General features: G+C 69.8%; 21 protein-coding genes. 11 read left to right on the forward strand and 10 right to left on the reverse strand.

Annotated elements, in window-relative coordinates:
• Position 1: 1 nt before the first annotated feature.
• The gene (locus tag AB5J53_RS06235) at positions 2–175 is read right to left on the reverse strand and encodes a hypothetical protein (protein WP_369244603.1); all 174 of its coding nucleotides are present in this window, start codon (positions 173–175) and stop codon (positions 2–4) included.
• Positions 172–1,896 (reverse strand): fatty acyl-AMP ligase, encoded by a 1,725-nt coding sequence (locus AB5J53_RS06240; protein ID WP_369244604.1) that lies wholly within the window; start codon positions 1,894–1,896, stop codon positions 172–174. The genes AB5J53_RS06235 and AB5J53_RS06240 overlap by 4 nt, the downstream gene beginning before the upstream one ends.
• Positions 1,897–2,517: 621 nt before the next feature.
• On the opposite strand from AB5J53_RS06240, the gene AB5J53_RS06245 reads away from it, so the two are divergent.
• Together AB5J53_RS06245 and AB5J53_RS06250 are read left to right on the forward strand one after the other, a co-directional pair.
• A complete protein-coding gene (locus AB5J53_RS06245; RefSeq protein WP_369244605.1) occupies positions 2,518–3,060 on the forward strand; it encodes a hypothetical protein in 543 nt (180 codons plus the stop codon).
• 185 nt (positions 3,061–3,245) lie between these two features.
• A complete protein-coding gene (locus AB5J53_RS06250; RefSeq protein WP_369244606.1) occupies positions 3,246–4,313 on the forward strand; it encodes a glycerophosphodiester phosphodiesterase family protein in 1,068 nt (355 codons plus the stop codon).
• A 42-nt stretch (positions 4,314–4,355) separates the two neighbouring features.
• On the opposite strand, the gene polX is transcribed toward AB5J53_RS06250, so the two are convergent.
• Together polX and AB5J53_RS06260 are read right to left on the reverse strand one after the other, a co-directional pair.
• Positions 4,356–6,116 (reverse strand): DNA polymerase/3'-5' exonuclease PolX, encoded by a 1,761-nt coding sequence (gene polX / locus AB5J53_RS06255; protein ID WP_369244607.1) that lies wholly within the window; start codon positions 6,114–6,116, stop codon positions 4,356–4,358.
• 19 nt (positions 6,117–6,135) lie between these two features.
• Positions 6,136–6,780, reverse strand: coding sequence for a dienelactone hydrolase family protein (locus tag AB5J53_RS06260; protein WP_369244608.1), 645 nt, complete (start codon positions 6,778–6,780; stop codon positions 6,136–6,138).
• 208 nt (positions 6,781–6,988) lie between these two features.
• Here AB5J53_RS06260 and AB5J53_RS06265 point away from each other — a divergent pair, with 208 nt between their 5' ends.
• A complete protein-coding gene (locus tag AB5J53_RS06265) occupies positions 6,989–7,444 on the forward strand; it encodes an archease (protein WP_369244609.1) in 456 nt (151 codons plus the stop codon).
• Positions 7,445–7,574: 130 nt separating this feature from the next.
• Here the strand turns inward: AB5J53_RS06265 and AB5J53_RS06270 are convergent, their stop codons facing one another.
• Entirely contained in the window at positions 7,575–8,987 is a 1,413-nt protein-coding gene (locus tag AB5J53_RS06270) for an RtcB family protein (protein WP_369244610.1), read from the reverse strand.
• 147 nt (positions 8,988–9,134) lie between these two features.
• Here AB5J53_RS06270 and AB5J53_RS06275 point away from each other — a divergent pair, with 147 nt between their 5' ends.
• The gene (locus AB5J53_RS06275) at positions 9,135–10,271 is read left to right on the forward strand and encodes a CapA family protein (protein ID WP_369244611.1); all 1,137 of its coding nucleotides are present in this window, start codon (positions 9,135–9,137) and stop codon (positions 10,269–10,271) included.
• A 68-nt stretch (positions 10,272–10,339) separates the two neighbouring features.
• On the opposite strand, the gene AB5J53_RS06280 is transcribed toward AB5J53_RS06275, so the two are convergent.
• A complete protein-coding gene (locus AB5J53_RS06280; protein WP_369244612.1) occupies positions 10,340–10,984 on the reverse strand; it encodes a phosphoribosyltransferase in 645 nt (214 codons plus the stop codon).
• A 338-nt stretch (positions 10,985–11,322) separates the two neighbouring features.
• Here AB5J53_RS06280 and AB5J53_RS06285 point away from each other — a divergent pair, with 338 nt between their 5' ends.
• On the forward strand, positions 11,323–12,852 hold the full coding sequence (locus AB5J53_RS06285; RefSeq protein WP_369244613.1) for a metallophosphoesterase: 1,530 nt from the start codon (positions 11,323–11,325) through the stop codon (positions 12,850–12,852).
• Between the two features lie 161 nt (positions 12,853–13,013).
• On the opposite strand, the gene AB5J53_RS06290 is transcribed toward AB5J53_RS06285, so the two are convergent.
• A complete protein-coding gene (locus AB5J53_RS06290; RefSeq protein WP_369244614.1) occupies positions 13,014–13,466 on the reverse strand; it encodes a phospholipase in 453 nt (150 codons plus the stop codon).
• 291 nt (positions 13,467–13,757) lie between these two features.
• Here AB5J53_RS06290 and AB5J53_RS06295 point away from each other — a divergent pair, with 291 nt between their 5' ends.
• The 3 genes from AB5J53_RS06295 to AB5J53_RS06305 all read left to right on the forward strand — a co-directional run bounded on the left by AB5J53_RS06295 (position 13,758) and on the right by AB5J53_RS06305 (position 17,014).
• Complete coding sequence (locus tag AB5J53_RS06295) at positions 13,758–14,201, forward strand: VOC family protein (RefSeq protein ID WP_369244615.1); 444 nt, start codon at positions 13,758–13,760, stop codon at positions 14,199–14,201.
• 374 nt (positions 14,202–14,575) lie between these two features.
• Entirely contained in the window at positions 14,576–16,048 is a 1,473-nt protein-coding gene (locus AB5J53_RS06300; protein WP_369244616.1) for an NAD(P)/FAD-dependent oxidoreductase, read from the forward strand.
• Positions 16,049–16,228: 180 nt separating this feature from the next.
• The gene (locus AB5J53_RS06305; RefSeq protein WP_369244617.1) at positions 16,229–17,014 is read left to right on the forward strand and encodes a calcium-binding protein; all 786 of its coding nucleotides are present in this window, start codon (positions 16,229–16,231) and stop codon (positions 17,012–17,014) included.
• A 142-nt stretch (positions 17,015–17,156) separates the two neighbouring features.
• On the opposite strand, the gene AB5J53_RS06310 is transcribed toward AB5J53_RS06305, so the two are convergent.
• Together AB5J53_RS06310 and AB5J53_RS06315 are read right to left on the reverse strand one after the other, a co-directional pair.
• Positions 17,157–18,827 (reverse strand): alkaline phosphatase family protein, encoded by a 1,671-nt coding sequence (locus tag AB5J53_RS06310; RefSeq protein WP_369244618.1) that lies wholly within the window; start codon positions 18,825–18,827, stop codon positions 17,157–17,159.
• Positions 18,828–19,110: 283 nt separating this feature from the next.
• Positions 19,111–21,153, reverse strand: coding sequence for a DUF1996 domain-containing protein (locus AB5J53_RS06315; RefSeq protein WP_369244619.1), 2,043 nt, complete (start codon positions 21,151–21,153; stop codon positions 19,111–19,113).
• Between the two features lie 129 nt (positions 21,154–21,282).
• Between AB5J53_RS06315 and AB5J53_RS06320 the strand changes: the two genes are divergently transcribed.
• From AB5J53_RS06320 to AB5J53_RS06330, 3 genes are all read left to right on the forward strand, one after another.
• Complete coding sequence (locus AB5J53_RS06320) at positions 21,283–21,525, forward strand: hypothetical protein (RefSeq protein ID WP_369244620.1); 243 nt, start codon at positions 21,283–21,285, stop codon at positions 21,523–21,525.
• Between the two features lie 318 nt (positions 21,526–21,843).
• A complete protein-coding gene (locus tag AB5J53_RS06325; protein ID WP_369244621.1) occupies positions 21,844–22,554 on the forward strand; it encodes a ThuA domain-containing protein in 711 nt (236 codons plus the stop codon).
• On the forward strand, positions 22,524–23,651 hold the full coding sequence (locus tag AB5J53_RS06330) for a Gfo/Idh/MocA family protein (RefSeq protein WP_369244622.1): 1,128 nt from the start codon (positions 22,524–22,526) through the stop codon (positions 23,649–23,651). Before AB5J53_RS06325 ends, AB5J53_RS06330 begins: the two co-directional genes overlap by 31 nt.
• Before the next feature lie 432 nt (positions 23,652–24,083).
• Here the strand turns inward: AB5J53_RS06330 and AB5J53_RS06335 are convergent, their stop codons facing one another.
• Complete coding sequence (locus AB5J53_RS06335; RefSeq protein ID WP_369244623.1) at positions 24,084–24,782, reverse strand: TetR/AcrR family transcriptional regulator; 699 nt, start codon at positions 24,780–24,782, stop codon at positions 24,084–24,086.
• Positions 24,783–24,951 lie beyond the last annotated feature (169 nt).

A 24,951-nucleotide genomic window follows, 5' to 3' on the forward strand; every position in this document is an offset into this window, starting at 1 on the left:
CTCAGGCGATTTCCGTACGAGCGGGACGGCTGGAATGCCCGGTGGGCGTACGGCTGAAGTGGCCGGCGCACGACGGATTCGGGCAGCGCGCGACCAGGGGTGGCCGGTGTGCGACCGGTACGACCGTGATGCCGCCGCCGACGCGGACATGCCCGTCGGCGGCGGGTGACGTCATCTCGTGGCGGGCTCGCCGACCACCGAGAGGGTGCCGTCGAGGTACGCCGCCCGGGAGGCACGGCGCTGGATCTTGCCGCTGGACGTCTTGGGGATGGTGCCGGGGTGGACCAGCACGACGTCGCGCAGCGACAGGCCGTGGGCCTCGCCGATCGCGCTGCGGATCAGGTCGGTGATCTTCTCGGTCTCGCCCGCCGCCTCCGGGGCCGTCTCGGCGACGACGACGGGCTGCTCGCCGAAGACTCCGCCGTCCACGGAGAAAGCCGCGGTGCAGCCGGGCCGCAGCGCCCAGTGGCACATCTCGGCGGACAGCTCCAGGTCCTGCGGGTAGTGGTTGCGCCCGTCGATGACCATCAGGTCCTTGAGGCGGCCGGTGACGAACAGTTCGCCGTCGCGCAGGAACCCGAGGTCGCCGGTCCGCAGGAAACGACCCTCGCGGTCCTTGAGGGTGGCCCGGAAGGTCTCGCGGGTGGCGAGGGCGTTGCGCCAGTAGCCCTTGGCGACGCTCGCGCCGCCGACCCAGATCTCGCCGACCTCGCCCTCGGGCAGCTCCTCCTGCCGCTCGGGGTCGGCGATCACCACGGTCGCGCCGGGACCGGGCCGCCCTGAGCTGACCGCCGCCGCGTCCGCCGCGCCGGCGTGCGGCCCGGTCTCGGCGGCCTCGATCAGGGTGGGCGGGGCCTGCACCGAGCTGCCGGTGACCATCAGGGTGGCCTCGGCCAGGCCGTAGCAGGGGTACAGGGCCTCGCGGCGGAAGCCGACCGCTCCGAAGGCTTCGGTGAATCGCCGAAGGGTGGCGGCCCGCACCGGTTCGGCGCCGTTGAAGGCGACCTTCCACCGGCTGAGGTCGAGTCCATCGAGGAGGTCGGGCGTGGCGTGCTTCAGGCACAGCTCGTACGCGAAGTTGGGGCCGCCGCTGGTGTGCGGGCGGTAGCGGCTGAGGGCGGTCAGCCAGCGCTGGGGCTGCTGCAGGAAGTGCAGCGGTGAGAAGAGCGTGGCGGTCACGCCGAGGTAGACCGTGTTCAGGACCGGGCCTATGAGACCCATGTCGTGGTACACGGGCAGCCAGCTGACGAACAGTTCGTGGTCGTACTCCGCGATCGTGTCCGGGGTGTGGCCCATCCGCTCCGTGATGACCCGCTCGTTGTCCAGCAGGTTCCCGTGGGTCACCATCACGCCGCGCGGGGCGGAGGTGGACCCGGAGGTGTACTGGAGGAAGGCGACCGAGTCGGCGGTGAGGTCGGGTTCGCGCCAGGAGTCGGCCGCCTGGTCGGGGATGTCCTCGGTGGCGACGCAGGTGATGCCGTCCAGTTCGGGCAGGTGTTCCGCCATGGCTCCGAGGGTGGCGATCACCTCGCGGCCGCCCAGGATCACCTTGACGTCCGCGTCGGCTATCAGGCGCTTCATGCGGATCAGGGCGCGGTGGTTCTGCGAGCGCCCCTGCGGGGGCACGCCCGGCACGGCGACGACTCCGGCCGACAGGCAGCCCAGGTAGCCGCAGATGAACTCGAGGCCGGGCGGATACAGCAGCATCGCACGGGAACCGGCCAGGCCGCGCTCCTGCAGCCAGGCGGCGACGGCTCGGGACCGGCCGGCCAGACGCCCGTAGGAGATGTCCTGGATCTCTCCGTCACAGTCACCTGTGACGAGATAGCGGTAGGCGGTCCGGTCGGGCTGTTGCGAGGCATGCGCGGTCAGCAATTCGACCAGGGAACGAGCCATATGACGAGTCTCACCTGTTCGGATAAATGAGCGAGGGAAACTGGAGTTCGAAGGCCGCGTAACGCGTACGCGCTGAAGCCGCGGACACCTGGCCCCCTTGCCAGACCGTCCGTCTCGGCCAACCCGCCCGAAGAGCAGCAGCGATGCGTGCGCCGGCTCCTCGTGACCCCCGTCAGCTTGCTACCAACGAGTAGCACGATAGCAAGTCTTATCCGCTACGCAGAGGTAACCCTGGGTATTCAAAGGGGAATTGGACAATCTGACGCCCCGTTATGGAAACGCGCCAGCGGCCCGCGGATGCCTCGCCACCCATGCGGCCTGCGGAACTGCTTCCGGCACCTGCCGGAAAGGCGGTCACTTCGTCGTATGGCCGTCCGTGCCGTAGTGGTAGAGCTCACTGATGCGGATGCAGTGCCTTCTTCTCCCCGCCGCCGCCGAGCACCGAACACCTCGCCCACACCCCCTTCGCACAGGCGCTGCGCGCCTTACCTCAGCTGCCCGGAGGCTCGGAAATAACGCAACCTTTCGGCCAACCCGGTTGTCTCAGCCAATATCAGTCACATAGCTGTCTTGGGGGACACAGTGAGACGAATCAGAAAAACATGGGTGACGCTGGCGCTCATGGGCGCTGCGCTGGGGATGGCGCCGGTACCGGCCGACGCCGCCACGCTCACCACCGCACAGACCACTGCCTGCCCCACCGGTTGGGGCAGCCTGGACAAAAAGGCCGCCTCCAGCACGACGGCGCCGCTGACGGACATCAGGACCGGCCGCCACGCCTGCTACGACCGGATGGTCTTCGACATCCCCGGCGGCGGCAGCGACGGCCTCGGCTACTGGGTCAGGTATGTCGACCACCTCTACCAGGACGGATCGGGTCGCCTCATACCTGTCGGCGGCGGAGCCGTCCTCGAGGTGCGCGTGGCCGCACCCGGCTACGACCCCGAGACCGGCGCACCCACCTACCCCGCGCGGGCAGGTCGCCCCCTGCCGGGCGTGGACCTCACCGGATACCGCACCTTCAGGGACACTCGGTTCGCGGGCAGCTTCGAGGGCGAGACGCAGGTCGGACTCGGAGTCCGCGCCCGACTGCCCTTCCGGGTAGTGCAGTTGACCGACCGTGTAGTGGTGGACGTCGCCCACAACTGGACGGGCGCACGCTGACAGCCGGCGGTTCGCCAGGCGGTACCGCCTCGAGCGGAGAGGCGGTACCGCCTGGCAGCGGGCTGCCCGTCGGCCGGAAGGCTTCTTCCAGCATTCACGACACCATCATGTCCAGGCTGTTGAGCACGTCCGGGATCGAACTAGCGTCTTCTGGTCCGCTCGAACCAACAGAAGTAAGGCTTTCCATGTCCTCAAGACATTTCCTCGCCTGCGTGGCGCTGGTGCCGGTATTCGCCTTTCCGGTGGCCGCTCATGCGACCACGGAATCCGGCTCCGGCACGCCGCCTCAGAAGACCCACTTCGACCTGCAGGCCCACCGCGGCGGTATCGGTATGACGACCGAGGAGTCCCTGGAGGGATTCGGCAAGGCGCTGCGCCTCGGAGTGTCCACCCTGGAGCTCGACACCCACATCACCAAGGACGAGAAGGTCGTCGTCAATCACGACCGGCAGATCAGCGCCCAGAAGTGCCGTGACACGGCGCCGGTCACGCCCGGCGACCCGATGTTCCCGTACGTCGGGAAGTACATCAAAGACCTCACGCTGGCCCAGATCAAGACCATGGACTGCGGTTACCAGCAGCTGCCCGGTTTCCCCGAGCAGGAGGTGGTCAAGGGTTTCCGGATGGTCGAGCTGAAGGACGTCCTGAACCTGGTCAAGAGCTACCGCGCCAAGCAGGTCACTCTCAACATCGAGACGAAGGTCGAGGCGGGCGCGCCCGAACAGACCGCGCCGCGTGAGCTGTTCGTGCGTCGCGTCTACGAAGAGATCCACGCGTCGGGCATCGAGGACCAGGTCACCATCCAGTCCTTCGACTGGGGCGCCCTGAAGGCGATGCACAAGCTGGCGCCGAAGTGGCCGCTGGTCGCGCTGACGAACTACGACTTCCTCCAGGTCGGCCGGCCCGGCTCCTCCCCCTGGCTGGGCGGGATCGACGCCGACGACTACGGCGGCGACTTCGTGAAGGCAGCCGCCACCATCCCCGGTGTCAAAGCCCTTTCCCCCAACTACGGCTTCCCGCAGAGCGGCAAGGTCGGCGACCCGGGCTTCCGTTTCTACCCCGACCCGACGATGATCTCCGAGGCACACGCCAGGGGTCTCAAGGTCGTCCCGTGGACCTGCGACGATCCGGCCACCGTCGAGGCGCTCATGGACATGGGTGTGGACGGCATCATCACCAACTACCCCAACCACGTACGGCAGATCATGGCCGACCGCGGCATGCGCCTCCCCAAGGCCTACCAGCCTCGCTGATCACAGGCGAGCGGCACAGGACGGCGCCCGGCCGGAACTCGCTCACGCCGCGGCGCGCCGCTTCGCCCGCCCCTTGTGCAGGAAGCGCCGCAACCGCGTCTGCGGCCAGGTGTTGATCACGTCGTCCTTGGTCAGCCAGCCGCGCTGCGCCGTCCCCACGCCGTAGCGCATGGCGGCCAGGTCGAGGATGGAGTGGGCGTCGCTGTCGATGGCGAACGTCACGCCGTGCCGCCTGGCCCGCAGGATGTCCTCGTCGCGCAGGTCGAGCCGGTGCGGATGGGCGTTGATCTCCAGGGCCGTGCCGGTACGCGCGCAGGCGGCGAAGACCGCGTCGAGGTCGACGTCGATGCCCGGCCGTTTGCCGAGGATGCGGGTGGTGGGGTGGCCGATGATGTTGACGTACGGGTTCTCGCAGGCCCGTACGATGCGGCGGGTCAGCTCAGCGCGCCCCTGGTTGAAGTGCGAGTGCACCGAGGCCACGCACAGGTCGAAGCCGGCCAGGAACTCCTCCGGCCAGTCCACCTCGCCGTCGGGGTCGATGTTCAGCTCCACGCCGTGCAGCAGCCGCATGCCGCCGCGACTGCCGTGTGTGTCGTACGTGCCGTCGAGTTCCTGTACTTGTTCGCGCTGGGCCAGCATCCGCTCGTCGGTCATCCGCTGCATGTACAGGTTCGGTCCATGGTCGGTGATCGCGTAGTACGCGTAGCCGCGCTCCGCGGCCGCGGCGATCATCTCCTCGAGCGAGGCGAGGCCGTCGGTGAGGTCGGTGTGCGTGTGCAGGTCGCCCCGGAGGTCCGCCTCGGTCACCAGGTCGGGCAACTCGCCCCGCAGCCCGGCCTCGATCTCTCCGCGGTCCTCGCGCAGTGGTGGCGGGATCCACGGCAGGCCGAGCCGTGCGTACACCGCCTCCTCCGTCTCGGAAACGATCTTCTCCCCGCTCTCGACGTCGAACAGTCCGTACTCGGAGAGCTTGAGCCCCTGGTGCACGGCCAGTTCCCGGGTGCGGATGTTGTGTGCCTTCGAGCCGGTGAAGTACTGCAGGGCCGCTCCCCAGGAGTCCGGCGGCACGACACGCAGATCGACGGCCAGGCCCTTGGTGGTGCGGATGGACGTCTTGGTCTCACCCCGCGCGATGACCTCCGTGACGTACGGCAGTTCGGTGAACGCCCGCATGATCGGCGCCGATTTGGTCGCCGCGGCCAGGATGTCGATGTCGCCGATCGTCTCGCGGACGCGGCGCAGCGACCCGGCGTACGTGCACCGCCGGCAGCCGGTCACGCCGGACAGTTCGGCGACGATGTCCTCGGCCAGGTCCATGGCGACATCGAGCAGGGCCCGGTCTCCGGAGGACTGCAGGAGAGCGATGCCGTGGAGGATGTTCTCCTCCGTCTTGGGCCCGAAGCCCTTCAGGTCGCGCAGCTTCTCTTCGTGGATGGCATCGGCCAGTTCCTCGATCGAGGAGATGCCCAGCTCCTCGTACAGCGTCATCGCCTTCTTCGGGCCGAGTGCGGGGATGGCTGTCAGCCCTCGGACACCCGCGGGGATTTTCGCCCGCAGTTTCTCGACGGCGGACACGCTGCCGCTGCGGAAGTACTCGACGACCTTCTCCGCGATCGACTTTCCGACGCCGGGGATCTCCTGGAGACCCTTGATGTCGAGCGTGGACACGTCTTCGTGATAGCCGCCGATCGACCGGGCAGCCTTCTCGTAGACACGTGCCTTGAACGCGTCGCCTCCGGTGATCGAGATCAGGTCCGCGTATTCGTGGAACAGCGCGGCGATCTCGTCGTTGGACCGAGCCACACCTCCAGAGTAGGCACGTTCACTCGAGGTGGTCCTCGCACCACTCCCTGGCCGCCTCGGCGACCTCCTCCAGTGCGCCGGGCTCCTCGAACAGGTGGGTGGCACCGGGCACCAGGCGCAGCGAGTGCGAGACCCGCAACCGCAGGGCCGCCTCCTGGTTCAGCCGCAGAACTTCCCGGTCCCGGCCGCCGACGATGAGCAGGACCGGGGCCTGTACGCGGGGCAGGGCATCGTCCGCCAGGTCCGGCCGACCGCCCCGCGACACCACGGTCAGAACGCGTTCCGGCCGCTCCGCCGCGGCCACCAGAGCCGCTGCCGCCCCGGTGCTGGCGCCGAAGAGGATCACCGGCAGTCCCTTGGTGTCGGACTGCGCCGCCAGCCAGTCGATCACGGCAGCCACGCGGCTTCCCAGCAGCGGGATGTCGAAGCGGTGCTCCCGCGTCCAGGCGTCCTCACGGTCCTCGCGTTCGGTGAGCAGGTCCATCAGCACGGTGCCGAGTCCGGCAGTGCGCAGGTGTTCGGCGACCATCCGGTTGCGGGGGCTGTGCCGGGAGCTGCCGCTGCCGTGCGCGAACAGCACCACCGCCCGGGCCGACGCCGGCACCACGACATCGCCCGCGAGCGACTCGCCGCCGACGGGCACCACGACCGACTGGGTGATCATGACCGTCGTCTTCTTCCTTGGGTCGTACGGTCCTGTGGCCGATGTTTTCGGTTCCTTCACTCCTTCTCACCGCGTACCCCATACGCTGGATACTGATCGCTCATGAGCGGAGCGAACACACCCTCGCCCGTCGCCGTATGGCCTGGCGCGTCACGGGGTACCCGTCCGCACGAGGCACCACGGCTCAGGGCCGCCGGAGGTGGTGGGCATGGTCGGTGACACGGACGACGACATCCGGCTGCGGCGCCAGGGCGGCAGCGGCCACCGGGCGCTGCCGCACACGGCCGACATGCGGATCGAAGCGTGGGGAGCGAGCCGTGAGCGCTGCCTGGTCGAGGCGGTGCTGGGGATGGTGGAGTGCTTCGCCGACGTCGCGGCGGCGCGGCCCACAGCCGTGGAGCACGTCCGGCTGGCGAAGGTCAGTGAGGACGACCTGCTCACCGCACTGCTGGACGAGGTCATCTTCCGTCTCGAGGTGGACGGCAGAGTGGCCGTCGACGTGGAGGCGGACACGGTCGACGGCTGCCTCGACGTACGACTGGCGCTGGCCGAACTGGCAGACGTGGAGATCATCGGTGCCGTGCCCAAGGCCGTCTCCTGGCACGAACTGCGTATCGGACCCGACCCGTACGGCTGGTCGTGCGCGGTGACCGTCGACGTCTGAGGCATCCCGCCCGCACTCAGTCGGGCGACGTGTGAGGCGCCCCGTCCCGCACTCCGTCCGGCGACGTGTGAGACGTGCGGTCGGGCGGACACGCGCGACCGGGCGGGAACGCACGACCGCGCCCGAAGCCTCAACCCTTCACCACGCCCAGCGGCACCAGCCGGGCGACCGTTCGGCACAGCCCCGCGCCCTCGCTCGCCGCCACCACCGCGCCGACGTCCTTGTACGCCTCCGGGGTCTCCTCCGACAGCCCGCGCAACGACCGGGGCCGCACCGCGATGCCCTGTGCCTCCAAACGGGCCCGCAGCTCCTTCCCGCTGGTCGCACGTGCGGCCTGGTGCCGGCTCATGACCCTGCCCGCGCCGTGGCAGGTGGAGAAGAACGCGTCACCACCGGGAACGCCGGTCAGGACGTACGAGGCCGTGCCCATGGTTCCGGGGATCAGCACCGGCTGGCCCACCTCGCGCAGGTCCTCCGGGAGGTCGGGATGTCCGGGCGGGAAGGCGCGGGTGGCGCCCTTGCGGTGGACGCACAGCAGGCGCGGCGCTCCGGCCACCGGATGGGTCTCCATCTTGGCGAGGTTGTGGGACACGTCGTACACCAGCGACAGCCGGGCGCCCGCGGCGCGGCGGAAGACCCGGCGGGCCGCGTCCGACAGCAACTGGCGGTTGGCGCGACCGTAGTTGGCCGCGGCGGCCATCGCACCCAGGTAGGCCTGCCCCTCGGGCGATTCGACCGGGGTGCAGGCCAGCTGCCGGTCGGGGACGGTGATCCCATAGCGGGACATGGCGCGGTCCATCGCCCGGACGTGATCGGTGCAGATCTGGTGGCCGAGGCCGCGCGAACCGCAGTGGATCATTACGCACACCTGGCCGGCGGTGAGCCCGAACGCGGCGGCGGCCGTCTCGTCGTACACCTCGTCGACCTGCTGCACCTCGAGAAAGTGATTGGCGGACCCCAGGCTGCCCACCTGCCCCAGGCCCCGCTCCCGTGCCCGCTCGCTCACCTGGCCCACATCGGCGTCGGCGACCGCCCCGCCGTCCTCGCACCGCCTCAGGTCGCGCTCCTCGCCGTACCCCTCCCCCACGGCGTACCGGGAGCCGCCCCGGAGGATCCGCTCCAGCTGTCCGGGACGGATGGACCGCCACACCCCGCCGGGTCCCGCGCCACGCGGGATCGCCCGGTCCAGTCCGTCCATGACCGCGGTCAGCGCCGGCTCGAGCGCCCGCCGGTCCAGGTCGACGGCGAGCAGCCGTACCCCGCAGGAGATGTCGAAGCCGACCCCTCCGGGCGAGACGACACCGCCGTCGTCCACGTCGGTCGCGGCCACCCCGCCGATCGGGAAGCCGTAGCCCCAGTGGATGTCCGGCATGGCGTACGACGCGGCGACGATGCCTGGCAGCGTGGCCACATGGACGACCTGCTCCAGCGATTTCTGGGCGTCCCTGAGCAGCGCCCGGGACGCGAATACCACCCCGGGTACCCGCATCTGCCCCTGCGGGTCGATGCGGAAGCGGTGGGGACGTTCCTCGACCAGTTCCACGGCAGCCTCCCGTGCCCGGCATCCCCACGTCCGGGGTACCCCACGAGACACTTCCCTACCGTCCCGACGCCCGGATCCTCGATGCGACGGACGGAACGTGGTCGGTAGGCAACGTCTCGATGCGGCGACGGCTCCTAGAGTGGAGGCATGGCCGGCGGGGCGGTGACGCTGTTCGTCTGCGGTGACGTGATGCTCGGGCGCGGTGTCGATCAGATCCTGGCGCGGCCCGGTGATCCCGCCCTGCGGGAGGATTACGTCCGGGACGCCCGGTCGTACGTGCGCGAGGCGGAGTCGGTCAACGGTCCGATTCCGGTCCCGGTGGATCCGTCCTGGCCGTGGGGTGACGCGCTGCGGTTGCTGGAGGCGGCCGCCCCGGACGTCCGGATCGTGAATCTGGAGACGGCCGTGACGCGCGGTGACGCGTTCGCGCCCGGCAAGGCGGTCCACTACCGCATGCACCCGGCCAACCTGCCCGCTCTCGCGGTGATCCGGCCCGACGTCTGCGTGCTGGCCAACAACCACGTCCTGGACTTCGGCCGCGCGGGCCTGGAGGAGACATTGGACTCGCTGGCCCGCGCGGGCGTGCCGACGGCGGGCGCGGGGCGGAACAGCGACGAGGCGTGGGCGCCCGTGGCGGTCCCCGTCCGCACCGGTGGCCGCGTGCTCGTCCTCGCCCTGGGGACGGTGTCCAGCGGCATCCCGCCCGGCTGGGCGGCGAGCGCCGACCTGCCCGGTGTCGCCTACGTTCCCGACCTGTCGGCCGGCGCGGCCGCGGCGGTGGTCCGGCGCGTGCGGCAGGCGAAGCGGGCGGACGACATCGCGGTCGTGTCCGTGCACTGGGGGTCCAACTGGGGCTACCGCGTTCCCCGGGAGCAGATCCGCTTCGCACACGCGCTGGTGGACGGCGGCGTCGACATCGTCCACGGGCATTCCTCGCACCACCCCCGCCCCCTCGAGGTGTACCGCGACCGGCTGATCCTCCATGGCTGCGGCGACTTCATCGACGACTACGAGGGCATCTGCGGCTACGAGGAGTTCCGCGACGACCTCCGGATCGCCTACCTCGTCACGGTGGAGGCGGACACGGGACGGCTGACCGGCCTGCGCATGGTGCCGCTGCGGGCCCGGCGCATGCGCTTGGAGCCCGCACCGGACGAGGACCGCGACTGGCTGCGCGCCACCCTCGACCGCATCAGCGACGGTGTGCACATCACCCTGGAGCCCGACGGCACGCTCTCGGCGGCGCCCTCAACCAGCGCAGACGCGACGGGAACCGGCCCGTGAACCAGTGACTGCGGCTCACGCCGCTCGGTGTCCCGGCGTGCCGCCGCCCGGGGCCGTTTCGCCCCCGCTCACCGACCGCCGTGCAGCGCCTCGAGCACATCGTCGTCCGTCAACTGCTCGAAGTCCTGGTACCACTCGCCGACGGCCATGAACGCGCTCGGCCGGTACAGGCATACCACGTCGTCGGCCTCCTCCCGCATGAGATCGGCCCCACGTGGCGAGCCGACGGGTACGGCCAGGATCACGCGTTCTGGCGCCTGACGGCGTACCGCACGCAGCGCGGCGCGTGCCGTCGAACCGGTCGCCAGCCCGTCGTCGACGAGAATCACGGTCCGGCCGCGCAGCGGTGGTGCCGGCCGGCCCTGCCGGTAGCGCTCCTCGCGGCGGCGCAGTTCGTTGCGTTCCCGCTCGACCACGTCTGCGAGGTCCGACTCGGTCAGCCCCAGCTGGTCCAGGGACCGCTTGTCGAAGAGGGGAGGGTCGTCGCCCGCGATCGCGCCGATGCCGAACTCCTCCTGGAACGGGGCGCCGATCTTGCGTACGACGAGCACGTCCAGCGGGGCTTCGAGCGCCCGCGCGACCTCCCGGGCGACCGCGACCCCGCCACGCGGCAGGGCGAGGACCACCGGATCCGGAAGGGTGCCCTTTTCCTGCAGGACGCGCAGATGTTCCCCCAGCTCCCGCCCTGCCTGCTCACGGTCACGGAACTGCATTGCCTCAGCTCCCTCGCATCACGGGGATGCCGGTCAGCACCGTTCTCCTCGTCTGTCCCGAGTACCCCACGAGGCACCGTCCACACCATTCGCCGAGAGCCCGCCCGTGGCGGTGCCGACGCGGTCTGCGCCGGTTCCGCACAGCGGCTGGTCTCCACCTGGTGGCGGCGGGAAATGGTGCACGTGCCCGGCCTGATCCGGTCGTCATGCGGACGAGAACGCTGGGCATCGGGGAAGCATCCAAGACGTCAGCGGACACAGGGAGATGTCGCGTTCCATACCTGGGGGCGCCGTCGACACCACCGCCGCCGTTCACGGCGCGCGGGCATGCAGCAGGCATGCGCTGCTGCTTCTCCGCTCCCCTCGCCGCCCTGTCGTCCCTGCCCGCTCCTTGCGAAATCCTCCGCTCCGGTGTCCTCCTCGCTCCCGCCCTGCTGCGGGCCGCGGCCGATGCTCTGCACGACCCGGCGCGCCGGAACCGCCCCGGTCACCCCGACTCCCTCGCGGCCGTCAATCTGGAACTGGTCACCCTCGCCGAGGACCACGCCGTCATCACCTGGTACACCGGAGTGCCCGGCACCGGGGACGGCCTCGGCCACATGCTCCCCGCGATCACGGAGGGTGAGGTTGTCTACGGCACCCACCCCGCCCGACTCAACCGCAGCGCGGCGGAGGACCGGTCCACCGCGCATCACCACGTGGAGCTCACGGACCTGGAGCCGGGGCAGACCTACTACTACCGGGCCCTTTCGCGGGGCGTGGCCGCGACGCCCACGCCGCTGCACCTGGTCCGCGGCAACGCCGTCGGGACCAACCACCATGGGCTGGGCTCAATTGGAGGTCCGTACTCCTTCACCACGCCGCCGCCTCCTCCTGGGCGGCATGTGCTGTCGATCGCGCTCTGCAATGACCTGCACCTCGGGGAGACCACCGCGGGCCTGATGGCAGGCGTGCCCCTGATGCGCGGGGTGTCGCAGGAGCCTGGGCGCGCGCCGTATCCGGAGGTCATGAGCCGGGCCCTGGTGGACGAGGCCCGCCGGCGCGGAGCCGACCTGCTGCTGGCCGCGGGAGACATCTCGGCCGGGGGTTCACCGCGCGACTTGGCCGAGGCCAAGCGGATCCTGGACGGTTTCGGTGCCCATGGCCGGGACTATTTCGTCGTCCGCGGAAACCACGACCGGCCAGGGCACGGCAACTTCGGTTCCCGCGCGGGCAGTTGCGGGGATGCCTTCAGCGAGGAGTTCCTCGGCGGCGACGGTCCCGCTTACTTCGCCCGCGACCTCGGCGGGCTGCGGATCATCGGGCTGGACACCTACAAGAAGGACGGCAACGGCGCCGACTCGGGCGGACTGGGTGCCGAGCAACTCTCCTGGTTCCGGGCCCGGTTGAAGGAACACAAGGACCAGCCGACGCTGGTGTTCGGCCACCATCCGCTGGCCGTACGGGACTCCGTGTTCCCCGTGACCGGCGGACAGCGCCTCGACCGCCGCGAGGCCCGCTCCATCCTCGACGCCTACGCCGGTGCCCCTGGCGTCTTCCTCCACCACGCGGGCCACACCCACCGCAACAAGCGCACGGTCCTGGCGCAGGCCCCGCACGTCACGATGCAGGAGGTCGGCGCCGCCAAGGAATACCCCGGCGGCTTCTGCCTGCTCCGGATCCACTCCGGTGGATTCGCCCTCAACCACTTCAAGTCCAGCGGCGTCCCGGCCCGCGAATGGGGTGAGCGCACTCGCCGCGTGGCGGCGGGGCTGTGGCCGCACCACGCCCTCGGCCGCTCTGTGGGCGACCGCAACAGCGTGGGCGCACACGACCTGTCCGGCATCGTCCGCCCGGCCGAGAGGCCTCACGTGTTCGCCGGTCGGTGAGCCCTGACCGGGTGTGGGACGCCATCCAGGCGGCGCGGAGGCCCCACACACCCGGTCGGGGCGCGTCATGCAGAGGAGCTGTGCGGGGGGTTCGAGGGGCGGCCCGCGATGCGCGCGCGGCTGATCAGCCGTTCCCGCTCACCCGTTCGGCTGACGATCTCTCAGCCGAAGGCCCTGACGGCCTGGTAGTACGTCCACGCCGTACTGTCGCAGGCGGTCTTCGTCCCGCCGCTGTAGTTGGTGCAGACGCGCTTGAGGTCCTCGTAGAAGGCGCTGTCGAGGCGGGACTTATTGGCGCTGAAGGAGCCCGCGGCCTTGTAGTTGCGGTAGCCGAAGTCGTGGCGGGCGCAGGACACGGCGAAGGGGAAGCCGAACGGGTTGTCCGGCGAGGAGGAGCAGTAGTCGGTGGACCAGTCGAACTCGTATGTGGACCAGGCGGCCTGGTTCGCGCGTGCGGCGGCCCAGAGGTTGTAACTCGACGCGCTGGTCTGGGTCCAGCTCGAGAGGACCTGGGGTTTGTCGGCGGGAACAGCGTCGGCGGCTGTGGCGGTGGCGGTGACGGTGATGAGCGCCAGGGCTGAGGCGGCAAGTCCGGTGGCGAGTCTGCGGTGCATCCCACACCTCCATGAGGCTGCGATCCGTCCGTCGGACCGCAGGTTCATGACAAGATGATCGGCACCTCGACAACCCCTTCACACCGCTTGTGTCCTAATGGCCCATTAACTCTTGGATATGCCAGGAGATCTGAGCATGAACCGGACCGGAGATCCGGACAGCGAACCGCTCCGCCGGGTCGGCGGCGACCGTGGGTCGGCGCCTTTCACGGGTATAGCTGTCGTGCCAGAAGCAGCAGCCGACGCCATGGACAGCGGCCGCTCGACACCCAGGGACAGGAGCAATCAATCGTGGACATGAGACTCGAGGTCGTGGTGGTACCGGTCACCGACGTCGACCGAGCCAAGGACTTCTACTCAAAGCTGGGATGGCGGCTCGACGCCGACTTCGCCAATGGTGAGGGCTTCAGGGTCGTGCAGTTGACTCCGCCCGGCTCGCCCGCCTCGGTCATCTTCGGCACCGGGGTCACCTCGGCCGCACCAGGATCGGTTGAGGGCCTGCACCTCGTCGTCTCCGACATCGAGGCGGCCCGGGCCGAGCTCGCCGACCGCGGCGTCGAGGTGAGCGAGGTGTTCCACGACGCGGACGGAGTGTTCCACCGCGCCGGGACCGAAGGACGGGTGCCCGGCCCGGACCCGGAACGCCGCAGCTACACCTCGTTCGCTTCGTTCAGCGACCCGGACGGCAACGGCTGGGTGTTCCAGGAGATCACGACACGACTGCCGGGCCGGTGACGGAATCCCCGGCCTGCCGTCTCGACCATTCGGTCGCAAGCAAACTTCCGGCCCGCGATCGGTATCCGGACCGGCAAGCCTTGTGAGGGCCGGGCCTTACCCGCTTGGCGAATGGCGAATGGGCGTCTGCGCCGCCTTCCACGCGGCGCAGACGCCCATTCGCCATTCGCCAAGCGGGGAGTCCCTGCATCGCAGGCCACCGACACCCACCGCCGAGCGACATGGCGCCGTGGCCCATAGGCTGGCTTCAGGTCGCAGCGCCGCGCAATTCGCCGACGCTCCCGTCACCGCACGTCGCCGTCCCCCGCGGCACGTGCATTCACTACATTGCGCACCACCGCCGTCTCGGCGGACGGGCGATTGGGGAGGATCTCATGATCGCAGCGGTGGACCCGGACCGCTCGGAGTGGGACGTGATCGTGCTCGGCGGCGCTGCCGCCGGTGAGAACGCCGCCCAGTACGCGAGCCAGTTCTCCGGCCTGTCCTCGGTGCTCGTGGAGAACAGTCTGCTCGGCGGCGAGTGCTCGTACTGGGCATGCATGCCCAGCAAGGCGTTGCTCCGGCCAGTGGAGGTGGTGGACGCGGCCGCCCATCTGTCAGGAGTGTCGACGCGGCTGGACCCCGCCGGGGTACTCGCCCGGCGCGACAGTGTGATCAACGGGCTGGACGACACCTCCCAGGTGACATGGGCTCTGAACACCGGGATCGACGTGGTGCGCGGCTACGGGCGGCTGGCCGGTGAACGCACGGTCGTGGTGAGCCTGCCAAACGGTTCGACCAGGACGCTGACGGCCAGGCATGCCGTGGTCATCGACACCGGTTCCTCGCCGGCCGTACCGGATGTCCCGGGATTGCGCGACGCGCTCGCGTGGACCTCACGTGATGTGACCACGATGGGTGAAGTGCCACGTCGGGTGGTCGTCCTGGGCGGCGGAGTAGTCGCCTGCGAGGCCGCCACCTGGCTGAACGGGCTGGGAGCCGAGGTGACGATCGTCCATCGCGGCGAGCGGCTGCTGGCCCGGTACGAACCGTTCGCGGGGACGCTCGTCGGCGAGGAGCTGAAGGACGTAGGTGTGCGGCTGTGCACGGGACGCAGCCTGTCCCACGTGCAGCGGTCCGACGCTCGTGACACCGGCCAAGGCCGCGTACACGGCGGCGAGGTGAGTGTGACCCTCGACGACGGCACGGTCATCGTGGCCGACGAGGTCGTCGTGGCCACCGGGCGCACCCCGAACACCGACGACATCGGCTTGGAAACTGTCGGCCTGTCCCCCGGTGGGTATATCGACGTCGACGACCACCAGTGTGTGCGGGGAGCGACAGGCAGCTGGCTGTACGCCATCGGCGACGTGTGCGGCCGCGCGCTCCTCACCCACATGGGCAAATACCAGGCACGTATCGCCGGAGAGGTCATCGCGGCACGAGCCGACGGATCGGCCGACCTGCCGTCCGCCGCTGCGGGACACATCGGGTTGCCCCAAGTCGTCTTCACCACCCCCGAGGTCGGCAGCGCGGGCGCAACCGAGCAGCAGGCGCGGGAGGCGGGGATCGATGTCGAGGTCGTCGAGTACGACCTCGGCGCGCTCGCCGGAACCTACGTCATGCGCTCCGACTACCGCGGCCGGGCCAAACTCGTGATCGACCGTGCGGGCGATCTGGTGGTGGGGGCGACGTTCGTCGGCGCCGGCATCGCCGAACTCGTGCACTCGGCGACCACCGCGATCGTGGGACGCATCCCTCTGGCCACCCTGTGGCACGTCGTGCCCAGCTATCCCACAGCCAGCGAGATCTGGCTACGCCTCCTGGAGACGCTGCGCTCGCAGCGCCATGCGGCACCCGGCGCGTGAGACGCCCCCGGTCCGCGAGGCTCCATCCCTGTCGACCACCGGCTTCCCGATCGGCTTCACGGGACAAGTACCTGCCAAGTGAGGGAAACGGCAGTTGAGAGAACGGTCGGATCACTACTATTCGATCAGTTTCGACTCCTGCCCTGTTTTCGGGCGGACAACTCTTCTCTACGGGGACATATGTTCATACGTTCTGCCGCTGTCGTCCTGTCGGGCGCTCTGGCCCTGTCCGCCCTCGCCGTTACGACGGCCGACGCCGATGCCGGCCAAGGGGACACCCAGGTCATCCAGGTCGTCGTCAACAACGGCAAGTCGGTGGTGGTCGGCGCCACCGCGACGAAGACGATCACGCTCAGCATCACCGCCGATGACAACTCGGGGATCAAAGACGCCTACGGATGGCTCTACCACGGCCCGTTCGACAACCCCGACGGCTTCGCCGGGCCCGGTTCCGACACTCCGCTGACCTGCGCCCCTGTCCCCGGAAGCGTCACCGCCTCCACCTGCACCGCCAGCATCACCATCGACCCCAATGCGACCCTCATCAACTCCAACGCCGGTACCTGGCACGTCTGGACCTCCGTCGACGCCAATGACTTCGACTTCGTCCAGAAGGACAGCGCGGGAACCTTCCTGATGAAGCGTGCCGCCAAGCTGACCGCCGATGCCTCCCCCGAGCCGGTGGCCGCGGGCAAGACCATCACCATCAAGGGTGCTCTGACCCGCGCCAACTGGAACAACGGCACCTACGGCGGCTACACCGGCCAGTCGGTGAAGCTGCAGTTCCGCAAAGCCGGCACCACCACCTACAGCACCGTAAAGACGGTGACCAGCGGTGTCGGCGGCGCTGTCACGGCCACCGCGACCGCCTCCGTGGACGGCTACTGGCGCTGGAGCTTCGCCGGGACCAGCACGACGGGGGCGGCCAACGCCTCGGGTGACTACGTCGACGTGACAGCGGGCTGACCTGGCGGGCACCGAACCGGGAAGGTGGCCGATGGCTTCCTGACCGGCCCGGAGGTACGGAGAACCCGGTGCACCGCCCCGGGGCCGGCATCGGCCTCGGGGCGGCCCGCCTGCTCGTCGCTCAGCGTGCCTGCCGCCGTGGTCAGCGCGCCGGAAGCGTCCGGGTCTGCTCGATGCGTACGGCGTCCAGGGCCTGCGGGTCGAGACCGAGCAGCCGCAGGATCGTCGGAGCGATCTGCGTGGTACGCACCGCTCCGCCGACGCGCACGCCGTGCGGGGTGGCGGCGCCGGAGACGACGAGCGGGACGTCGAGGTCGTCGGCGTGGGCACCGCCGTGCTCGGCGATCTTGCCCTTGCCGCCGGTGTAGACGACGCCGTACTGGGTGATGCCGACCAGGTCGGGCACACGGGGGTCGCCCTGCCGGACGTGGAAGTAACGGGCCGCGCCCGCACCGGCGTACAGGGTCTTCAGGCCGCTCGCCGTGAAGGACTTGGCCTCACCGCCGACGCCGTTGCCGGTGCCGGTCTGCGCGAGCAGGTACGCCTTGGCGAAGTCGGTGGCGGCCTTGGAGCGGTCGGTGAGCCAGACGAGCATGGCGTCGTCGTCCACGGCGTGTGCGACCAGGTCACCGGAGCCCGGGTGAGCCGTCTTCCAGGCGGAGTTGAGGCCGTCGAGCAGGGGACCGTCGTCGATGCGGGTCAGCGCCTTCGGGTCGGTGGGCGACTGCCCGTGCTTGGAGGACAGGATGACCGTGGTGCTGTCGTCGAGGTTCCGCTTGTGGAGTTCGGCGAGGAACACACCGACCTGCTGGTCGACGAAGGCGAGGTTCTTGGCCAGCAGCGGGCCGGGCACGCCCTTCGCCTGGTAACCGCCCGCCAGCCCGTCGGAGGTCGGCAGCTTCTGGGCGGTCGAGACGGACTGGAAGTTCATGCCGAAGACGGCCGGGGTTCCGACCTGGTGGGTGCCGCCGTGGTCGTAGCCGTCGATCTCGTTGAGGACGGCCCGCACCTTGTAGCCGTCGTACTGCTCGGTCGCCGCGTTGTCCTTCGTCCAGTCGTCGCCCGCCGGGTAACCGACCGCGGCGCTGTTGATCTCGGGGGCGAACAGGTCCTGGATGCCGTCGCCGGAAGGGCCGTTGAGGATGTCGTACGCGGCGTGCTTGTCGGACCACGCGGTCCGCAGCCCTGCCTTGCGGACCACGTTGAAGACCGTGTTCACCTTCAGGTACGAGTGCGGGTAGACCGGCGTGCAGGTCTTCGGGTCGACGGGCAGCTTCGACGAGTCGATGAGGCTTGCGGGGTCGCCGGTCATCTTGGGGATGCTGCCGGGCAGGCCGCTCAGACCCTGGCCCGCGTCGAGGGAGTCCTTGTTCTCGTCGAGGTCCTCGGTGAGGTCGACCTCTGCCCCGGGCTTGGCACCGGCGCAGGTGGTCGTGCCGGCCGGGAGGAGGGCGGAGTTGTACGTGTCGTCGTAGTAGACGCCCGTGGTGCTCGGGTTGCCGCCGGTGAGCTGGCCGACCATGCCGGGGAACGAGTCGGAGGGGACCGTGGTTCTCGCGTGGGTGTACTCGACACCGCCGGCGGTGAGCCCGGCGAGCGCCGAGTGGGGGTGGCGGGCGATGTACCAGGCCAGGTCGGACTGGTGCATGCCGTCGACGGACAGCAGCAGGACGTGCCGGGCCACCGGGTGTGCCTGCATGGGGACATGCGCCGAAGCGGGCGCTGCGGCCGTCGCGGTGAGTGCGCCGACCGCGGCGAGTGCACCGGCAGCGGTCATGACGGTGTGAGCAGGGCGGAGTTGACGTCGGGTCATGGGGTTCTCCTCAGGCTGTGCGCGGTTCCGTGCGGGGCAGGTAGAGCCTGCGAACCGTGCACCGACATCCGAGAGGGCGAACGTGTACGGAAGCGGACTTCCGTACCGTGTCCTGCCCAAGAAACGCATCGGCGCGCGCAAAGACCTCGAGCCCGCCCCGTCGACGGGGCGGGCTCCGGTCGCCGAAGTCAGCCGGCCTGCTTCACATCGGTGGAGCGACGGAGCCGACGCGTCCGTAACACGCCGCCCACCGGGCGAGATACGGCGCCGAGCCGCGGCTGCGTCAGAAACGTCGCCTGGTACGGAGCAGGAACAGCAGGCCCGCGATCATGAGAACCGTTCCGGCCGCGGCCGGCCAAAGGGTCGTGCCGGTCTCGGCCAGCCCGCCCGTGACCGCCTGAGGCTCCGTCTGCGACCCGGCTGCGGGAGCGTCCCCGCCCGCGGGCGGCGTTTGAGTGCCGACTGCCGCCGCGGTGCTGTGCTCGTCGTCCGAGCCGGTCTGCGGCTGAACGGCCGCATCGGTCCCGGCGGCGGAGGGCGACGCGTAGGTCTTCGGCGTGGCAGAGACCTTGGGAGTGGCCGAAACCTTGGGAGTCGCACCGTTGTGGTCGTCGTCGCCGCCACTGCTACTGCCGCTGCCGCTGCCGCTGCCGCTGCCCGAAGGTGCCGTGCCCGGCGACGTGGTGGGGGGCTGTGACGACTGCTCGCCACCCGAGTTACCAGGGTCGGTATCGGAGTTACCGGGGTCGGCCCCGGCGCTGCCGCCGGACGAGGCGTCAGGAGATGGTGACGGCGTGTCCTGCGGCTGCTCACCGGCGCCGGCGCCGCAGTCACGACCGGAGTTGATGCAGTCCACCACCTGGTTCATCAGGTTCCCGGTCATGACGCTGATGAAGTCGTCGTGGTCGGTGATCGGCTTGTGCAGCTGCTCGGGGAAGCCGTCGACCGCGTAGGCGTTCTTCACCTGGCCGTCCTGGATGACCGGCTGCGGCACGCTGTACACCAGACGCATCGTCAGTTGCGGGATCGCCTTGAAGCCGCCCGTGCAGTTGCCGCCCGCGTCGGCGAACGCGACGTGCGTGCGGTGGTTGGCGCTGTCGATGTTCTGGCCGTCCCAGCAGCTCTGGAAGGCGAAGGTCCGGACCACATCGCTGCCCTGCGGGCAGATCGGGTACTTGTCCGTCAGCTGCACCTTGTTCTCGAAGCCGGTGCAGCTCCAATGCGCGTTGGCGTTGCCCGGGCCGTTGGTGAAGGCCTTCGCGTCACCGGTGATGATGCGCAGGAACTGCGGCATCGCGACGACCTTGCCGGTCGGGCTGCCGACGTACTCGATCTGCGCCTGCTCGGCCACCAGGATCTTGCCGACGTTGCCTTCCTTTCCGCCGCCGTCGGCGTTCTGGTCGAAGTCCTGCGTACCGTCCTGGACACGGACCACCGGCCAGTAGTAGGCCGACAGGTCGTCCTTGTTCTGACAGCTGGTCCCGCCCTGGAGGAACGTGTCGTTGCTGGAGAACGCGTTGACCTTCTGGTTGCCGACGTAGTCGTGCAGGTGGTGTGCGCCGTTGGCCACGCCGGGCGCCACGATCACGTTGTCGGTGTTGTGGTTCCCGTTCGCGTTCTCACCGCACAGCGTGGTGAACGTACCCGTCGAGGCGTCGCGGGTCTTGCCCGGCTTCGCCGGGACGTTCGGCGCGACCTTCGTGATGTCGACGAAATCCGAGGCGACGGGACCGCCGGCGGCCTGACCGCCGTTGTTCTGTTGGCCGTTGTTCTGTTGACCGCCGCTCTGTTGGCCGTTGTCACTCGGGCCACCGGAGGCGTTCCGCGCCGGGTCGGCCGTCACTGCGGTGCACGTCGCAAGGCCGTCGATCGCGCCCGGGGCGGTGCCGCCCACCTGCTGGTAATCGGCCTTGATCCGGCCAATGACGTCGGTCCGCTTGTCCTTGAGCGGCCCGAGAATCGTGTTCTGGACGTAGTCCGCGTCATTCGCCTGCGCCTGCCGCGTCGCGGCCAGCCGGGTGTACGCCTCGGTGATCTGCTTGTCGAGCGTCGCCAGCTCCGCGTCCACCTGCGACTTCGCCGCGCTGGGCACGTTGGTCAGTTTCTGGCCGACGTCGGGACAGTCGATCGTGGCCGTTGCCGACGCAGGAAGCTGGTCGCTTCCGCTCGGGTTCGGCTGCTGGACCGACTCGCCGCCCGAGCCGCTTTCGGTCGCGGAGGCGTAGACGTTCACCGCCACCAGCCCTCCGCCGCCCAACATCAGCGCGACCGCTGCAAAGGTCGCGCGCCGTGCGCCCGTAGGGCGTCTGCGCGTGCTGCGTCTCAAGGAAGTACTCCTGCGCCTCGTGGCCGACTGGCATGGAAATCCCCCGCCCCATACGGAAACCAGCTCGGCAGTGTTCAAACGCCTCACGAATTCACAGCAACCTGGTAGAAGGTGGCGACTCCTTCGTAGGTGACGTCGGGCCGTATTCGTCCCGCCAACGGTGCGCCGGCGGAAGCCGATCGCGGGGTGTCCGTGGCCGACGGCTCGGCCGACGCGGTGGTCGCGCCGGTGGACGCCGTCCGCTCAGTGATCTTGGCCGACGGCTTCGCCGACGCGGTGTTCGCACTGTTGGTGCCGAGAGCGGTCCTGGCGCTGCGCGATGGGGATGGCGGATCCCTGCCGGACTCGCTGATCCGGCACCGACCTACCTGACCCCGTGGCAGACGACGGTCGCGGTTCTCGCCTTGGTCAAAGCGTTAAGCCGCGACCACGACACCGCACCCGGCGCCTCCCGTGGCACGGTCGACGAGGCCACATGAAATCCGACAACCCTTTCCTGAGCGCGGGCGACTGACGCATAGTGATGGCGCTGTTCTACGGCGTCGGCCATTGGAACAGCCGGTTCAACGTGATGCTTCACATGCCCGCGGACCGGACTCGCGCCGGCCCCATCGTGGTCGTCCCCCCGTTCGGACAGAAGCACTTCGCCGAGGGCGCCCTGACCGGGGCGACAACCCATGAAGGAACAAGATGACTCAGAAGAAGGCCCTGGTGGTCCGAGGCGGATGGGAGGGACATCAACCGATCCAGGCCACGGAGCTGTTCCTGCCCTTCCTCCGAAGCAACGGGTACACCGTCCGGATCGAGGAGTCGACCGACATCTACGCCGACGCCGCCGAGTTGGCCGGCACCGACCTCGTCGTGCAGTGCGTGACGATGTCGGAGATCACCGCCGAGCAGCTGTCCGGACTGAGCGGCGCGGTTGTGGCCGGCACCGGGTTCACCGGCTGGCACGGCGGCGTAGCCGACTCGTTCCGCGCCTCCTCCGACTATCTCCACCTGGTGGGAGCCCAGTTCGCGACCCACCCGGGCAAGGAGCCGTGTGAGCGTCGGGGGGATGCGGAGGACAACTACCTGCCGCACGCCGTCAACATCACCGAGCTCGGCCGCGAGCATCCCATCACCGCGGGCATCGAGGACTTCGAGCTGTACACCGAGCAGTACTGGGTGCTCCACGACGACCTCTGCGACGTCCTGGCCACCACCACCCATCCCGCCCGGCCGTGGCAGCCCTGGCACCGGCCGGTCAGCTCGCCGGCGGTCTGGACCCGTCGGTGGGGCGCCGGGCGCATCGTGGTGACGACACCGGGGCACAGCCTCGACGTGCTGGAGAACCCCAACGTCCGCACCGTCATCGAGAGGGGCATGCTGTGGGCAACGCGCACCGCATCGGCGTCGTAGGTCTCGGAGTGATCTCCCGTGCGTACCTGGACACGCTCCTGGGCCATCCTGCCGTGCGCGTCACCGCGGTCGCCGACCTCGACGCCTCCCGGTCGGCCGCGGTCGCCGCCGAGCTGCCCGGCGTCGAGGCACTGACCGTCGAGGAGTTGCTGGGCACCCCGGACGTGGACACGGTGCTCAACCTCACGGTCCCCGCGGCCCATGCCGAGATCGCCCTCGGCGCCATCGGCCGGGGGAAGAACGTCTACGGAGAGAAGCCGCTGGCCGCCACCCTCGTCGATGCCCTCGCCGTCATGGAGGCCGCCGCGAAGGCGGGAGTCGATGTGGGGTGCGCGCCGGACACCGTCCTGGGCACCGGAATCCAGACGGCGCGGGGGGCCGTTGAGGCGGGGAGCATCGGACGCCCCTTGTTCGCCTCGGCCGTGATGGTCACCCCGGGACACGAACGCTGGCATCCGCACCCCGACTTCTACTACACCGCCGGGGGCGGTCCCCTGCTGGACATGGGGCCGTACTACCTCGCGTCCCTGGTCCACCTGCTGGGTCCGGTGCGGGCCGTGATCGGGGCGTCCAGCCGGCTGCGCGCCGAGCGCGTCATCGGTTCCGGCCCGCGCGCCGGCGAGCGGATACCGGTCGAGGTGGACAGTCATGTCTCCGGTGTGCTCGAGCACGCGTGCGGGGCCCTGACGACGATCACGACGAGCTTCGACGGCGTGGCCACCACGGCCGCGCCGATCGAGGTCCACGGTGAGACGGGGACCCTCACGGTTCCGGATCCGAACGGCTTCGACGGCGAGGTGCGGCTCCTCGAACTCGGCGACACGCACTGGCGCCCGCTCCCGCCGTCGGCGGGCTACGTCGGCGGCGCACGGGGTGTCGGCCTGCTCGACTTCATCGCCGCCGACGGGCAGCGCGCGCCCCGCGCGAGCGGTGATCTCGCCCTGCACGTGCTGGAGACGATGAGCGCCCTCCTGCGCTCGTCGGCCGAGGGGCGACGGATCGAGCTGACGACATCGACAGTTCCGCCCGTCCCCGTTCCGCTGACGACCGCCCAGGAGTGGAGAGGACACGCCGCCCGCCGACCCACATCACAGTGAAGCCGATGGGCGCGATCGGCCTGCGGCAGCGCGGCATCCGGGCAGGCATGCCTCCAGCCGGGGCCAACGCGATCCGGACCGCAGCGAGGTGCGCTCACCATGACGCGCGTCGAGGGGCACACCGGACGGAACAGGGACTTCCGGCAGCGCCTGACCAGCCTGCGGACGGGTGCCTGTCGGTGGGCATGCCACCGAAGGCGAACCGCGCCTGGCGCGCCGCGATCGCCCGCCGGGCGCCAGGAGTGGTCGGTGATGCTGAGCGACGCGCACGCCGCGTGACCCCATGACAGGCAGCGGCGACAAGGGAGGCGGCACCCATACGCCGGCAGGTGGGGTCTACCGGCCCCCTCGTCCTACCTGCCGGCCCACTGCGGCAGCCAGGGCGGGCGATTCCTCGCGCGGTGTTCAACCGTCCGCGCTCCGGCCGGGAGGTCAGTTGCTCTTGTCCGGCTGCGGCGTGGTGGGGTCTGCAGGGTTGGCGCGGAGCATGGCCTTGTAGAGGGCGTCATGCTCGGGCGGGTCGGGCAGGAGGCCGCGGGCGGGGGCCTCCAAGGACTGGATCATGAGGCCGATGACGCGTCGCCAGGCGTCGGGGGCGGCGTCGCCGCAGGCGTTGACGACGCCGGCGTTGGCCATGTGGATCAGTACCAGGTCCGAGGGGTCGAAGTCCTCGCGCAGGCGGCCTGTGGCCTTCGCGCGGTTGATGAGCCGCACCATGGCCTCGTAGGCCTCGTTGCGGCGCTGTTCCAGGGCCTTGGCGGTGGGGAAGGTCGTGGTCAGGACGTCGGCGAAGCCGTAGTCGGCGGCCTGCATCGCGCAGGCGGCCTCGATATAGCCGGTGAAACCGTGCCAGGGGTCGGGGTCGTCGAGGGCGGTGGCGACCGCGTCGGCGTAGGCGTCCATCCGGTCCAGGAAGACGGCTTCGACCAGCTCCTCCTTGGTGGGGAAGCGGCGGAACATGGTGGCGATCCCCACCCCTGCCTCCCGGGCCACGGAGGCCATGGAGGCGCCCAGGCCGTCGCGCCCGAACACCCTGCGCGCCGCGGCGATGATCCGCTCCCGGTTGCGCTCGGCGTCGCTGCGCAGAGGCTGCGCGGCGGGGTCGTCGGGGTGTTGGGCGCCAGGGGTCATGCAGGCCAGTCTAGCAATCGGATTGCCCTATCCATTTTTGCTGGTACCGTGGTCAGGGACGAACCGGATAGGGCTATCCGGATCGAATTCGGATAGCCCTATCCAGATTGGGCGTCTCCGAGGCGTCCGGTGCCTGCACCGGCGGCACGGAGCTCTCCATCGCCCGACA

It is taken from the genome of Streptomyces sp. R41, assembly GCF_041053055.1.
Lineage (GTDB): Bacteria > Actinomycetota > Actinomycetes > Streptomycetales > Streptomycetaceae > Streptomyces.